The following is a 13,432-nucleotide window of genomic DNA, read 5'->3' on the forward strand; positions in this document are numbered from 1 at the left end:
GCACCGAGCTGGGGGTGCCTACAGTCGCGCCCGCCATCGCCAACGCCGTCTTCGCTTCCACCGGGCAGCGCCTCCGCTCGCTGCCGCTTGTAATGGGTACCGCATGATCCCGCCCCCCGACCACCCCGCCATCCCGAAGCCCAAAATCGGCGTGCTGCTGATCAACCTCGGTACGCCGAACAGCCCCGAGCCCGGCTCTGTGAAGCTCTACCTCCGCGAATTCCTCTCCGATCCCCGGGTGGTGGAGATCCCGCAGCTCGTCTGGCAGCCGATCCTCCGCGGCATCATCCTCAACACGCGGCCCAAGAAGTCCGCCCACGCCTACAGCCAGGTCTGGACCGAGGAGGGCTCCCCGCTCGCCGCCATCACCGCCCGGCAGGCGCGGGCGCTGGAGGGAGCATTTGGGAAGGGCGTCGTGGTGGACTACGCCATGCGCTACGGCCGCCCCGCAATCCGCGAGAAGATAGAAGCTCTGAAGAGCGCCGGCTGCGAGCGTATCCTGATCGCGCCGCTCTATCCTCAATATTGCGCCGCTACGACGGCGACGGCGAACGATGAAGCCTTTGCCTATCTCCGGACGATGCGCTGGCAGCCGGCCGTGCGGACGCTGCCGCCTTATTACGATCAGCCCACCTATATCGATGCGCTGCAGCGCATTACGAGGCAGGAGCTGGAGGCGCTGGACTTCGAGCCGGAGGCGGTGATCGCAAGCTTCCACGGAATGCCGCAGCGGACGCTCGAACTTGGCGATCCTTACCACTGCCATTGCCGGAAGACGGCGCGGCTTCTTTCAGAGGCAATGGAACGTGAACTTGTTGTGACCTTCCAGTCCCGCTTCGGCCGCGCCAAATGGCTTGAGCCGGCGACCGACGTGACTCTAGCCGAGCTTGCGCAAGCGGGCACGAAGAAGGTTGCGATCCTCGCCCCAGGCTTCTCGGCCGATTGCCTCGAGACGCTGGAGGAGCTCGCAATCCGCGGCCGCGACACCTTCATCGAAGCGGGCGGCACGCACTTCGCCTATCTCCCCTGCCTCAACGACAGCGGACCCGGGATCGACATGCTGCGTTCCTTGATCGGACGCGAACTTGAAGGCTGGCTGGCCGGGCCATAAGGAACGCGCATAAAAACAGAGGAGAGAGTCTATGGCACGCGTTGCAGTCGTCACCGGCGGAACCCGCGGCATCGGCGAGGCGATCAGCCTTGCTTTGCGCGACATGGGAATGACGGTCGCCGCCAATTACGCCGGCAACGACGAGAAGGCGCGCGAATTCACCGACCGCACCGGCATCCGCGCCTATAAGTGGGACGTCAGCGACTATGACGCCTGCATGGCCGGCATCCAGCAGGTAGAAAGCGAGCTCGGGCCGGTCGATGTGCTCGTCAACAACGCCGGCATCACCCGCGACGGCACGATGAAGCGGATGACGCGCCAGGCCTGGGACGACGTGATCGACGTCAACCTCGGCGGCTGCTTCAACATGGCGAAGGCGGTGTTCGACGGCATGACGAGCCGCAAGTTCGGGCGCATCGTCAATATCGGCTCGATTAACGGCCAGGCGGGGCAATATGGTCAGGTCAACTACGCTGCCGCCAAGTCCGGCATCCACGGCTTCACCAAGGCGTTGGCGCAGGAGGGTGCGCGTGCGGGCATTACTGTGAATGCGATCGCCCCGGGCTACATCGACACCGAGATGGTGGCCGCGGTGCCCGAGGACGTGCTGCAGAAGATCGTCGCCCGAATCCCGGTCGGCCGGCTCGGCAAGGCGGAGGAGATCGCCCGCGGCGTCGCCTTCCTGGTCGGCGAGGATGCCGGCTTCGTCACCGGATCGACGCTGTCGATCAACGGCGGCCAGCATATGTATTAGGCGTTTCGATCAAAGTGGTACTTTGATCGAGGCGTTGATCCCTGCTCGTCATTCGAGCGAAGCCAAGCAATCCAGGGACAACCACGATGCTGCTCTGGATTGCCTCGTCGCTGCGCTCCTCGCAATGACGGCGGGTAAATTCGTGGGGCCGGTGAAACGATCGATGATGATCGCCGGCCACGCGACGTCGATCAGCCTCGAGCCGATCTTTTGGGAGGCGCTGCGCGAGGCGGCGGAGGCCGAGGCCCTGCCGCTGAACGCGCTTGTCGCCAGCATCGATGCCGAGCGCATCCAGGCCAAAAATCCGCCCAACCTCGCCAGCGCGATCCGCGTCTGGCTGTTCGAGCGCGCGCTCTCCTAGGCTCTGCCCAGAAGGCCTAGCGGGCCAGAAGCACCCTCGCCTGGGTGGCGATCTGGGCAAGCATGGGCGCGGTGGTGATCGGCGCGGTGCGGGCCCGGTCGACGGTTCGGCGGAACTGGTCGATACGGGGTCCCTGGACCGAGACCCAATCGTCCACCGCCGCCTTCGGGTCCTCCCTCCGGCAACGCTCGAGGAATTCCAGCCGCAGCTGCTCGAAGTCGCGCGCGAGGTTCGCGGTCAGCAGCCGCTCCCACTGGTCGCGCGCGGCGAAGCGGTTCGCTGCCTGCTGCGCCCAGTCGAGGCCGAGCGCCTCGCCGAGCTTGGTATAGGCGCGGGTGAGGGAGAGCGGATCCACACCGAGTTTCTGGCCGAGAGTGGCGATTCCGATCGCACCGTCGAGCTCGAACAGGCGGACGATCCGCTCCACGATCTCGGTTGGCGCGCCCATCTCGATCAGCCGCGCGCGCTGCCCGGCCGACTGGCTGCGCGCTTCCTCGCGAAGCAGGCTCCCGAGCTCCGCGTCGAGCTGCTGGAGGCCCGGCCGGAGCCCTTCCACCATCTCCTCGATCTTGGTCGAGGCCGAGGTACAGCGGAGGAGGTCCGCGACATGATATTGAAGGCCGCGCGAGGCCTGGTCGAACAGTTCGAGGCGCACCTGCTCGTCGATCTCGATCGTGTCGAGCGTCCGCCACAATTCGTCCATGCGGAACAGCCGCTCGGCCGCGACGAACGCCGCTGCGACCTGGCCGAGGGAGGCGCCTTCCTCCTCGGCAAGCGCGAACGGAGCGATGATCCCGAGCCGGTTGACGAACCGGTTCGCGATCTTGGTGGCAATGATCTCGCGGCGGAGGCGATGCTGGAGGATCGCCTCGCCGTGCCGCTCCTGCATCTTCCTCGGGAAGGCGTTGCAGAGCTCGGGCGTCAGCGTCGGATCTTCCGTGATCCTGCCCGCCTCCAGCGCCGCCTGGAGAGCGAGCTTCGAGGTGGAGAGGACGACTGCAAGCTCCGGCCGCGTGAGCCCCTGATTCTCCTGCGCCCGGCGCAGCAGGTCCTCGTTGCCGGCGAGCCCCTCGACCTCCCGGTTAAGGCGCCCGCTGTCCTCCAGGATCTCGATCACGCGCACGAGCTGCGGCAGAGCGGTCGCGCCGCCGCGCTCGGCGATCGACAGCGCCAGCGTCTGGAGGCGGTTGTCCTCCAGCACGATCGCCGCCACGTCGTCGGTCATCTCGGCGAGCAGCGCGTTGCGGTCCTCTTCCGTCAGGCGCCCCTCGGCCATCTCGCGGTTGAGCGGAATCTTGATGTTGACCTCGTTGTCCGAGCAATCGACGCCGGCCGAATTGTCGATGAAGTCGGTATTGATGCGGCCCGCGGCCTGGGCGAACTCGATTCGGCCGGCCTGGGTGATGGCGAGGTTCGCGCCCTCCCCAATCGCCTTGGCCCGAAGCTCCGCGGCGTTGACGCGGATCGGATCGTTGCCGGGGTCGCCGACCTCGGCATTCGTCTCCGAACGTGCCTTTATGTAGGTGCCGATGCCGCCGAACCAGAGGAGATCGGCCGGCGCCTTCAGGATCGCGGTCATCAGTGCGGCGGGGTCTACCGCTTCGGCATCGATGCCGAGCAGGTCCCGTACCTCGGGCGTCAGCGGGATCGACTTCTGGCTGCGCGGGAACACGCCCCCGCCGGCCGAGATGAGCGACTTGTCGTAATCGTCCCAGCTGGAACGCGGCAGGTTGAACAGCCGGTTCCGCTCCTCCCAGCTGCGGGCGGCGTCCGGGTTCGGATCGAGGAAGATGTGCCGGTGGTCGAACGCCGCGACCAGGCGGATCGTCTTGGAGAGGAGCATGCCGTTTCCAAAGACGTCGCCGGACATGTCGCCGACCCCGGCGACGGTGATCGGCTGCGTCTGCACGTCGAGGCCGCGCTCGCGGAAGTGGCGCTGAACGGAGACCCAGGCGCCCCGGGCGGTGATGCCCATCGCCTTGTGGTCGTAGCCCTGGCTTCCGCCGGATGCGAACGCGTCGCCGAGCCAGAAGCCGCGGCTGACGGCGATCTCGTTCGCGACGTCGGAGAAAGTCGCCGTCCCCTTGTCGGCCGCGACCACGAAATAGGGGTCTTCACCGTCGAGGATGGCGACCTTGTCGGGGTGCGTGATCCGCCCTTCGACGATGTTGTCGGTCACCGACAGAAGAGAGCGGATGAAGATGCGGTAGGATTCGGTGCCTTCCTTCATCCACGCGTCGCGATCGCTCATCGGCGGCAGCTGCTTGGGATAGAAGCCGCCTTTGGCGCCCGTCGGCACAATGACGGCGTTCTTCACCACCTGCGCCTTCATGAGGCCAAGGATCTCGGTCCGGAAATCGTCGCGCCGGTCGGACCAGCGAAGGCCGCCGCGGGCGACGGGGCCGCCGCGCAGGTGAATGCCTTCGACGCGGGGGCTGTAGACCCAGATCTCCCGCCACGGCACCGGCGCCGGAAGGCCGGGGACGAGGCTGGAATTGAGCTTGAACGCAAGCGCCTCGCGGCTGCTTTCGGCAAAGGCGTTGGTGCGGAGCGTGGCGTCAATGACCCCGCGGATCAGGCGGAGGATGCGGTCTTCGTCGATCGCCGCGACATGGGAGAGACCGAGGTTGATCGCGTCCTCGGCGGCCTTCACGGCGGCATCGCGCGAGCCCTCGTTCTTGGGATCGTGGCGCGCGTCGAAGAGAGCGATGAGGCCCCGCGCGACGTTCGGCGCCCGGCGGAGCGCCTCGACGACTGTCGAGAGGCTGTAGGAAAGGCCAGTCTGGCGGAGGTAGCGGAACCAGGCCCGGAACAGCACCACGTCGCGGGGTTCGAGCGCTGCGCCCACCACCAGCTGGTTGAAGGCGTCGTTCTCCGCACGCCCCTCGAGCACGGCCGCGATCGTGCCCTCGATCACCTTCGACCGCTTCAGCACCTCCTCGGGGTCCGCATCCCCGCGAAGCTCGAGCGTGAAATCGTGGATGAAGCCGAGCTGCCCCGCATCGAGCGGCGTCGGCTGCTCTTCGAGCACGCGAAAACCGAAATTCTCGAACACCGGCACCGCTTCCGACAGCGGGATCACTTCGGCGAGGCGGTAGGTCTTGAGCCGGAGCGCATTGGCTTCGTCGGCGGGGTGCCGGTAGAGCCTGGCGTCGCGCGAATGCGCGCTGTCGAGCTCGCAGATGCGAAGGACGTCGAGCGCCGCCTCCTGCGCCTCGGTGCGGGCGCGATAACCCTCCGGGAAATCGTCCATGTAGCTCAAGGCGAGGCGGGTCGCCCGGGCGGTGCCGACGAGGTCGCCGAGGGCTTCCTCCACCGCCGGCTCCCAGCCCTGCACCATGTCGCGCAGCCGCTCGTTGAGCTGAGCAATGTCGGGGAGGCCCGTGGAAGGCTCGATCTTCATCGTGTAGCGGATGAGGGCAAGATCCCCATCGCCGAGCTCCACCGACCAGATCGCAAGCGTCGCAGAGGCCGCTTCCTCTATCATCCGCGAGATGGCCAGCCGCCGCCGCGTCGTCAGTTCGTCGCGCGGCAGCCAGACGAAGGCGAAGAGATGCCGCTTCAGCACGCTCTGGAGCAGGAGCATGGTCGGCCGCGGCCGGTCGGTGAGCGACATCGAGGTCGTCACCAGCTCGAGCACCGCCTCGGGCCGCAGGCTCACGAGGAGGTCGTGCGGGAGCGCGTTGAACGAGTGGCGGAGCGCCTTGCCGGCATGCCCCTTGGGATCGAAGCCGAAATAGCCGTCCAGCTGGGCGAGGCGGGCACGGAGCACCGGCACCTCCTCGGACGGCGTCTTCAGCGCCTGGCTGGTCCAGAGGCCGGCATGGACGGAGAGCGAGGCGATCTCCCCATTCTCGCGGATCGGGACGACCACCAGGTCGAGCGGAACGCGGCGGTGCACCGAGGCCAGCCGGTCCGATTTGGCGAGGAGTGGGACGGAGCCGCCTTCTTCGAAATAGCGCATGGCGGCCGCGCAGCTGTCGTCGCTCCAGAGCGGCTCGCCCGGAAGTTTCAGCATTCCGATGCCTTCGCGCGCATTGTCCCTCGGACATTCCACCTGGTGGCCGAGCAGGGTCATCGACCCGCCGGCGAACCAGCGGAGGAGGGCGGCGCCTTCCTCGTCGTTCAGCTGCTCGGCGTCGGAGCGCATCCGCGCCTGGAGCTGCGGCCAGTCGGTAACCGAGGCGCGGACGTCGGCAAGCACCCGGTGGAGCTCGGCGGTGAGCTCCCTCCGGTCCCGCGCATCGGCTCGATCGACCTCGAGATACATGATCGACTCGCGGGCGCCGCCATTCTCGCAGCGCGCGTCGATGCTCGTGAGGCAGCAATCCTCGTCCCGCTCGACGCAGATGACCGGGTGGAGCAGCCGGTGGATGATGAGCCCGCGCCCAGCAATCGCCATTGCGACAGAATCCACGAGAAACGGCATGTCGTCGTTGACGATGCACATGCGCATCCGGCGCTGGCCGACCTGGACTCCGACGGACTCCAGCCGGATCGAGGCGATGCCGGGCGTGCGCCGCTGGGCGCAGCCGGCGACGAACTCCGCTGCCGCGCGGCGGTCGGCGTCGCTGAAGTCGACGATCTCCCCGGGGAGCGCACCTTCGACCAGCACCTGTTCGAGCGTGTCGATATACGGCAAGGGCGCTGTTCCGGCCGTCAGCCTGTTGCCGGTTTCAGCAACATTGTCCGCGTTCATAAAGTCGGCTCCCGAGCCGTCACGGCAGAACGGCGCCGCCGGCTTCCATCAGCGCGCGCTATAGGCGCCGCCGCGCGCAAAGGGCAAGGCTAAGCCCTTGGCGGCAGTGGGGTCAGTTTGAAATCCCATATGGGATCGGACGTCTGCTTTCGACCCATTGAAGACATTTCGCCTCCTGCCCTCGTTTACCTCCTGCAAACCTTGGGGAGCTATTGGGAGAGGATGCTGAGAAGCTTTGCATCGATGATGTTCATAGGCGCGGGAATGTGGCTGAACGCGCGCTACCTGCCCGGGCAATGGGCAGCGAATTTCCTTCTTGGGGCAGCCCTAGGCCTCTCTTCGATCTGGCTTTGTGCCCGCTTGTTTCCTCGGACACCGGCGCCGCCCCTTCCCTTCAAAGATCAGCCTTTGGAGCTTCCTGCCCGGCCGATGCAGGCCTTGGGTACGGCATTAGTGGCGGTAGCGCTTTTTCTTCTCTGGAGGATCATGCAAGAGGCGAGCCTCCTTCATCACCGTCCGGGGCTTGCCTCCATGTCCGTTCTTGCGCTCGGCCTCGTCGCCGGCCTCGGTACTTTCATGCTTCGGTCGTTTCATGGCCGGACTGTCGATCAGGTAAACGAAGATCACGCCTGAGCGTGCGCGTTCCACCCATTCCGGACCTTCCGCGAACGTCCCCTTTCGAGTCATTGCGGACATTGGATGTGGAGGCGATAAAGCCGTGCGATGGAGTTCTATATCCAAGAGGCCACCGCCTTATTCTCCCGGTTCGCTGAGAAGCACCGGTTGATCTATGACGTGGAACCTGACGCTCCGATTGAAGTGCTCTGGACCTTCCCGGTGCAAGATGGCCTTTCGATGCCTGTGACGCTCGGGCTCCAGAACGGTGATGAGCTGAACTTCGGGGTGTGGGATTTTTGGTCCTATTTCTTTCCTTTCGACCAAGTAGCGGCTGACTTCGAGACTTATCTCGACGCCTGGGTTGAAGGCAACGCAAGGATGGCCATAACCGGGCGAAGCAGCCGGTTACTCCAGGTCCGTGAAGGCGACGGTTGGAAAACCGTCTATGGAGCAGGGGGCTGCCTGTTCCCCTTTAGAAAACGGCCACGCGGCTTTGTCCAAAACGAAGCGCAAAGTTCTTAAGCCAGTGTCTGCTTTCCACCCATTGCAGACTCAGCGGAACGAGCCCATCATCATGCTCCGGCAGGACCCGCCCAACTAGAAGTGGCATTGAAGCCGCTCTCCGTCGCGAAGGAGAGAAGCCATGTTTCAGATCACCAAGCTTGCAGCATCCACGGCCCTTGTCGTGCTGGGCACATTCTCGATCGCCACTCCGGCCGCGGCCGAGAAGACGGCGGCGCAAATCAAGTGCGAGGAAGAAGGTGGTTCCTGGGTGGACAAGGGCAACGGCAATACCTTCTGCTTCAAGAAGCTACCGCCGATGCAGAAAGCAGGTGGGCCCTCCGTCTCCGGCTCCTCGGATCCCGCGAAACCTGTAATCAACACCTCTCGCTCTAACATCAAGAACGTTGCCGCTCCGGCGCACGCCATCAACACCAAGGGCACCGGTGCCACCGGAAGGATGGCTCCATCCGCGGTCGCGGCTCAGTTGCAGCAATGTTCCAGTAGCAGCACCGATCGTGGCGTGGTGTCGCCTGCGGGCACGATGACGGGCACGGCGAACGTGTCCGCACCGTCTGACCCTGCCGCTGGCCGGACTAGCGGCACCGGGCTGATCACCGGCGCCGCGGCAGGAGGCCCCGTAACGATAACAGCAACCTACCGAGACAATCCTACGGGCCAAGCAACCTCTGCGGGTGACGGGACCTGTCCGGAACCGTCGAATGGGAACATCAAGAAGTCCAATCGAATATTTCGACCAATTAGTTGCCTCGCTTGGGGGCAAGCGAACGCTATGTCCGCTTTCCACCCGTTGCGGAGATCCGGCTCATCTAGAATAGCGAGCTAATGACCGTGACCGATCAAGGCTGACGGCGCTTGTGCTCGTGATGATGATGGTCGGCTGCACCGCCGAAGAGGTGCCTCCGGAACGTCAATACAGCGGCGGGGAGTTCTGCTTGGACGAGCGCCGGTGGGGATCAGTCATCGGTTACGCCAGGAAGTTTGGCGCTGCTCGCAGGTTCAGGTTCGCCCGGTGGCGCAAACGAATATGAAGGGGCGGGACTAAACATTGCACGTTTGAAGGGCGGCAACCTGTTCCAGAAGGAAACCATTTCTCTCTATGTCATGAGCAACCCTTTTGACCGGCGGAAGGCGGAGTTCTTCGCCATGACACGCGAGAATCTAACCCCCGCGGATACCGCTCTCGCTCGCCGCTTTCAGGCGGGCCTCTCCAACTTCGCCTGCTCCTGATCGAAGCTCACGCATGTCCCCATTCCACCCCGTTGCGGACGTTGTGCGAATGTCCCCTCTTCGACCCATTGCCCGCGACCGTCTTCTCGTCGATTATCCGGCAGTGGCTAAACAGGTTTATGTTTTTGAGTTTCGGGAGACGGCCTTTGTGGTCGGCAGCGATCCGGTCGTATGTATCGCAACGCTTTTGGACATTCGACCCTATATGACGACCGATGAGATCGATCGCGCTTTCAGCGGCTATGCCACCTATCGCCAAGCACCTTGGATGACGCGGTATGTAGGTGTCTGGGGCCGTAAAAACTGTCAGCGGTTCCGGCGCTTCCTGAGGGAGCGAGGTGCCGTCATTGTGTTGCAGCGGCAGCGTCCGGACCACTTGCGGCTTACGAGCTACACAACGCGCGGAGAGAGGCGCAGGGTGCGATCGCTCAGCGAACTCAGCACATAAGCCTACGTCCACTTCCGCCCAAACAGACATTTCTTTCCGAGCAAAGGCGGACAGGCTTGTGAGTGCCCTCATCGCCTCATGGGTGTGGATCCCATCCAGCGATGTAGCTTAAACGGGGGAAGCATGGAGTGGCCGCATAGGCAATAGCCTAGGGATGTCCGATCGTCTGCTGAAGGAATTCGTCGAGGCGGGCATAATAACCTTGATCCCGCAGGTCTCCCATCGCCGCATGACCGCGACCGGGCACAAGCCAAAGCTTTTTGCGACCAGGTGCAGCCGCAAAGAGCGCCCGTGTCTCCTCCGGAGGTGTGTATCTATCGTCCTCGCCGCCCATTACGAAAACAGGGCCATGAAAATGTCGTAACGCCTCGAGCGGCGAGAGCGTGTCCGGCATGACTCCAAGGCGAGGCTTGGATTGAAAGCTCAACAGGGGCTCGAGTAGATATGCTGGAACCGCAGTTAGACGCTCTGCGATCCGGTTCCGGATAGCTCGTCTGATATCCGGATAAACCGCCTGCAGCACCAGTGCGTCGGCGGGGATAGGCCCTTGAGGTCCGAGAAGAGCTGCAGCGCCACCAAGAGAGTGTCCGACTATGGCGACCCGCGCTCCTGACTGGCGCTTCTTCAGCCAATCGAAAGCAGCCTGTGCGTCCAATGCTTCATGCAACCCGAAGCTGCGTGTCGCCATTGCGGACTCGCCGTGGCCCCTGAAGTCTATGGTGAGCACGGCGTAGCCGCGGGAAGAGAGCCGAGCCGCTGCCGCTGCAGTGGAGATGCGAGACGACTTCACCCCGTGCAGCAGCAGGACGGCTGGAGAATGTGGCTGTCGACCCGGCCAATATGTTCCCGCGAGCCTCAACCCGTCCAAGCTGCGGAGCTCGATGTCGCGGGCAGGAAATGCTGCCGCCGGGACTATGCTGGATTCCCCCTCGACCATTGCTGATCCGCCAATCCAGCTAAGCGCCAATCCTGCAGGAACTAGGGCGGCCGCGCAGAAAATAAGGGCCTTCCGCAGAGAGATCATAAATGAAGAGTATCAAGCAAGCTCGGCTGGCTCAACGTCCGCGCTCGACACAAAGCAGACATTCGGCTGGACGTGCTACTCGCAGGCTCCGTATATCCAAGCATGCGCTACGACCTGATCCTGCTGGACGAGTTCTGTCGGGAACTCGGTCTAAGCTCTCGCTTAAGGAACAACTCCTCTTTGGAGGTGTCGCTAGGGGATGAGGCGGTCCTCTGCTTCGTAAACGCGGAGCGAGATGAAGACTGCCTTATGGGATTTGCCGATACGCCTTGGCACACTCACGGTGACCTAATTTTCAGCGACCATCACGGCTACTTCGTCGAGCTTGATCCGCTAAATGTCTTGGCCGGGCTTCAATCAGGAGACGTGCTTATCTGTGACCAAGAGGTGAGTGGAAGCCTGGTAAATCGCTGGCTTGTTCATAAAATATTTAATGACGAATTCAAACACCTCATGCCGAACGAACGACTAGTTTTCCGACGTGCTGTGGAGTCCCGGAAGGTTCGGCACATAAGCAGCACTCCAAAGGATGGCGCTCGCCAGTGGAGCCGGTGACGTTCGCAATCGCCTTGGTGCATTTGCTACATAATACCGGCTTTCCGCCCTAAGCGGACATGCGTTCGGCACGCATCTCCCCCTTGTCCCGTTCGCCATTCGCCATGGGGCAATATGGCAGGGGAGCGGTCCGGCTTCGAGCCTCTGTCAATCCGGCTGAATTCAAACTGACCCACTACGTGCGCGGCGGATCGGGTCTGGGAGGTTCTAGCGGACGGCGGAGCGGAGGGCGCGGTCGAGCAGCGCCTTGTCCGGCCGGACCGGGGCGACGACCGCGAGGCGGCCGTCGGCATCGCGGCGGGCGACGAGCAGGACGAAATCCTCTCCCTCCGCTTCCATCTCGATATGAGCCACTGCGGGAGCGGCGGCGAGAGCGGCGCGTGCTTCGGCGCCGGCATCCGGCTTCGCCGCGGGCCGGCGCTCGCGCCGTTCGGCCTGGACGACGCCCTTGAGGCCGCCTTCATGCTTTTCGAGAAACGTGCCGAGCTCGCCCTGCGTAACGCCCTGGCGGCGCCCGTAGGAAAGAGCAGCGGCGAACTCGGTGAGGCGGGTCTTGTCGTAGTCGATGCCGAAGATGAGCTTCACGATCGGGGTCATCGGCGCACGCGCCTGGGCCTTCAGGCCCGCATCGTCCAGGATCTCCGCATAGTCTTCCGGCTCCGCCTCGGCGGCCACCGCAAAATCATAGGCCTGGCCGAGCGCACGGTAGAGCGCGGTGCGGCTTCGCACATCGGCGCTCTTCACTGCTTCCGCCGTCTCCCGGGCAAGGCAGAGGCGGTCGGCAAGGCCGGCGTCGGCGCCGAGTGAGAGATCGAGCGTCGGCTGGTCCTCGTCATAGCCGATGCCGAGCTCGAGGTCGGCGTCGAGCTCGAGCGGCGGCTGGGCGAAGTCGATCTCGCCGAGCGGATCGGAATGCGGCCCATCGGCCCAGACGGGGCTGGATTGCTGGGCGGCGGCTCCGGCGGCGCGGCTCACCTCCCGGGCAAGGCCGGCGGTCGTCTGACGATCAGCGACTTCCTTCCAGTTGATGACGCCGTAGATGAAGTCGATCTGGTCGCCGTCCGACGACAGCGGCATCAGGATGCCGCGATACATGGTGTTGACGCCGCGCTGGCTGACGAACTCGGCCTCGAAGCCGATCGGCGCGCAATTGGCGATGATCTGGAGATAATGATCGGTGAGGCGCGACAGCAGCGAGCGGCTCGGAACGTCGCTGATGCTCTGGATGTCGCCGTCCAGCCGGCATTCCTCGCGAAGCGCACGGCCGATATAGGCGACGCCCGGATTGTCGGTGCCGTCGGTGAAATCGAGAAGGACGCTGTTGGGGCCGAAATCCTGGATGTTCGAGGGATCGACGTCTCGGATAGAAGGATAGGCGCGGCCGTCGAGCAGCGACACCCAGTAATTGTAGGCACGGACGTGCATGCGGCGCTCGTCGACGCCGATTTCGGGCGGAGCCTCGATGGCCGGCTCGTCGTCGACGACCGCGTCAAACTCGGCGCCGCCTTCGTACGCCCGGAAACTGTCCATGCTCGCCGTCCTCGCAGCATTGCCCCAAAATCGAGGCGACACTGCACCGGACGTGGTTGAGAAACCGTTAAGCCTTGGGCCGCGGCGGCGCTTGTCAGGCCGCCGGCCCGCTGATAAAGCGCGCGCTCCCCAAGGGATAAGCCGCTTTAGCTCAGCTGGTAGAGCACATCATTCGTAATGATGGGGTCAGGTGTTCGAGTCACCTAAGCGGCACCATATCCTCTCCAGGCATCGAGCTTCCCCAAGAAACACGAGTTTGTGGACGCCGCGCCGCTGTTCAAGCCCCCCTGTGCGGCTCGTCTGCGTCCAGGGGCTCAACCCGCGCCTTGAGCAGGTCGAAGGTGGCAGGAGCGATGTAGAGGCTACGGTGAGCGGCCTCGTTCCTGAGAGCGATCCGCCTTCGAGCCTCATCATCGGAACAGCTTACCGCCCACAAAATGGAGTCGGCCCCTATGTTCGCGACCGCAGCTCGGACGCAATCCCGTTCAGCTCGAGACCAAAAGCCGTAGTCGAGAACGACGTCGAGGCCCAATGACAGGCAGCGAACCCAGATAGGCTCCATGATCTCCAGGATTGCCGC

The 13,432-nt window shown here is 64.1% G+C and carries 11 protein-coding genes and 1 tRNA gene; 8 read left to right on the forward strand and 4 right to left on the reverse strand.

Annotation, left to right across the window (positions count from 1 at the left end; all coding sequences use genetic code 11):
* The first annotated feature begins 103 nt into the window (after window positions 1-103).
* The 3 genes from hemH to VF662_RS12540 all read left to right on the forward strand — a co-directional run bounded on the left by hemH (window position 104) and on the right by VF662_RS12540 (window position 2,226).
* Window positions 104-1,111, forward strand: a complete 1,008-nt coding sequence (gene hemH / locus VF662_RS12530; RefSeq protein WP_464141696.1) for a ferrochelatase — start codon at window positions 104-106, stop codon at window positions 1,109-1,111.
* A 31-nt stretch (window positions 1,112-1,142) separates the two neighbouring features.
* A complete protein-coding gene (phbB, locus tag VF662_RS12535) occupies window positions 1,143-1,865 on the forward strand; it encodes an acetoacetyl-CoA reductase (protein WP_464141699.1) in 723 nt (240 codons plus the stop codon).
* 124 nt (window positions 1,866-1,989) lie between these two features.
* Window positions 1,990-2,226 (forward strand): ribbon-helix-helix domain-containing protein, encoded by a 237-nt coding sequence (locus tag VF662_RS12540; protein ID WP_464141728.1) that lies wholly within the window; start codon window positions 1,990-1,992, stop codon window positions 2,224-2,226.
* A 16-nt stretch (window positions 2,227-2,242) separates the two neighbouring features.
* On the opposite strand, the gene VF662_RS12545 is transcribed toward VF662_RS12540, so the two are convergent.
* Window positions 2,243-6,925 carry an NAD-glutamate dehydrogenase gene (locus VF662_RS12545; protein ID WP_464141702.1) on the reverse strand — a complete coding sequence of 1,561 codons (4,683 nt, stop codon included), beginning with the start codon at window positions 6,923-6,925 and terminating at the stop codon, window positions 2,243-2,245.
* Between the two features lie 222 nt (window positions 6,926-7,147).
* Between VF662_RS12545 and VF662_RS12550 the strand changes: the two genes are divergently transcribed.
* The 4 genes from VF662_RS12550 to VF662_RS12565 all read left to right on the forward strand — a co-directional run bounded on the left by VF662_RS12550 (window position 7,148) and on the right by VF662_RS12565 (window position 9,295).
* Window positions 7,148-7,558, forward strand: coding sequence for a hypothetical protein (locus VF662_RS12550; protein WP_464141705.1), 411 nt, complete (start codon window positions 7,148-7,150; stop codon window positions 7,556-7,558).
* 90 nt (window positions 7,559-7,648) lie between these two features.
* A complete protein-coding gene (locus VF662_RS12555; RefSeq protein WP_464141708.1) occupies window positions 7,649-8,065 on the forward strand; it encodes a hypothetical protein in 417 nt (138 codons plus the stop codon).
* Window positions 8,066-8,186: 121 nt separating this feature from the next.
* Window positions 8,187-8,891: a hypothetical protein gene (locus tag VF662_RS12560; protein ID WP_464141711.1), complete on the forward strand. Its 705-nt coding sequence runs from the start codon at window positions 8,187-8,189 to the stop codon at window positions 8,889-8,891.
* Window positions 8,892-9,046: 155 nt separating this feature from the next.
* Window positions 9,047-9,295 carry a hypothetical protein gene (locus VF662_RS12565; protein WP_464141714.1) on the forward strand — a complete coding sequence of 83 codons (249 nt, stop codon included), beginning with the start codon at window positions 9,047-9,049 and terminating at the stop codon, window positions 9,293-9,295.
* A 596-nt stretch (window positions 9,296-9,891) separates the two neighbouring features.
* Here VF662_RS12565 and VF662_RS12570 read toward each other — a convergent pair.
* Window positions 9,892-10,767, reverse strand: a complete 876-nt coding sequence (locus VF662_RS12570; protein WP_464141719.1) for an alpha/beta hydrolase — start codon at window positions 10,765-10,767, stop codon at window positions 9,892-9,894.
* 762 nt (window positions 10,768-11,529) lie between these two features.
* Window positions 11,530-12,852: a PAS domain-containing protein gene (locus VF662_RS12575; RefSeq protein ID WP_464141723.1), complete on the reverse strand. Its 1,323-nt coding sequence runs from the start codon at window positions 12,850-12,852 to the stop codon at window positions 11,530-11,532.
* Between the two features lie 140 nt (window positions 12,853-12,992).
* Between VF662_RS12575 and VF662_RS12580 the strand changes: the two genes are divergently transcribed.
* Window positions 12,993-13,068 (forward strand) — tRNA-Thr (locus VF662_RS12580).
* 61 nt (window positions 13,069-13,129) lie between these two features.
* On the opposite strand, the gene VF662_RS12585 is transcribed toward VF662_RS12580, so the two are convergent.
* A partial coding sequence (locus VF662_RS12585; protein WP_464141726.1) for a P-loop nucleotide/nucleoside kinase family protein occupies window positions 13,130-13,432 on the reverse strand: 303 nt, incomplete at its 5' end.

It is taken from the genome of Allosphingosinicella sp., assembly GCF_036387215.1.
GTDB lineage: Bacteria > Pseudomonadota > Alphaproteobacteria > Sphingomonadales > Sphingomonadaceae > Allosphingosinicella.

Coding starts and splice junctions, on each gene's coding strand:
- VF662_RS12545 (WP_464141702.1), bottom strand. CDS start 6,925: ATGAACGCGGACAATGTTGCTGAAACCGGCAACAGGCTGACGGCCGGA.
- VF662_RS12570 (WP_464141719.1), bottom strand. CDS start 10,767: ATGATCTCTCTGCGGAAGGCCCTTATTTTCTGCGCGGCCGCCCTAGTT.
- VF662_RS12555 (WP_464141708.1), top strand. CDS start 7,649: ATGGAGTTCTATATCCAAGAGGCCACCGCCTTATTCTCCCGGTTCGCT.
- VF662_RS12560 (WP_464141711.1), top strand. CDS start 8,187: ATGTTTCAGATCACCAAGCTTGCAGCATCCACGGCCCTTGTCGTGCTG.
- hemH (WP_464141696.1), top strand. CDS start 104: ATGATCCCGCCCCCCGACCACCCCGCCATCCCGAAGCCCAAAATCGGC.
- VF662_RS12550 (WP_464141705.1), top strand. CDS start 7,148: ATGCTGAGAAGCTTTGCATCGATGATGTTCATAGGCGCGGGAATGTGG.
- VF662_RS12575 (WP_464141723.1), bottom strand. CDS start 12,852: ATGGACAGTTTCCGGGCGTACGAAGGCGGCGCCGAGTTTGACGCGGTC.
- VF662_RS12540 (WP_464141728.1), top strand. CDS start 1,990: ATGACGGCGGGTAAATTCGTGGGGCCGGTGAAACGATCGATGATGATC.
- phbB (WP_464141699.1), top strand. CDS start 1,143: ATGGCACGCGTTGCAGTCGTCACCGGCGGAACCCGCGGCATCGGCGAG.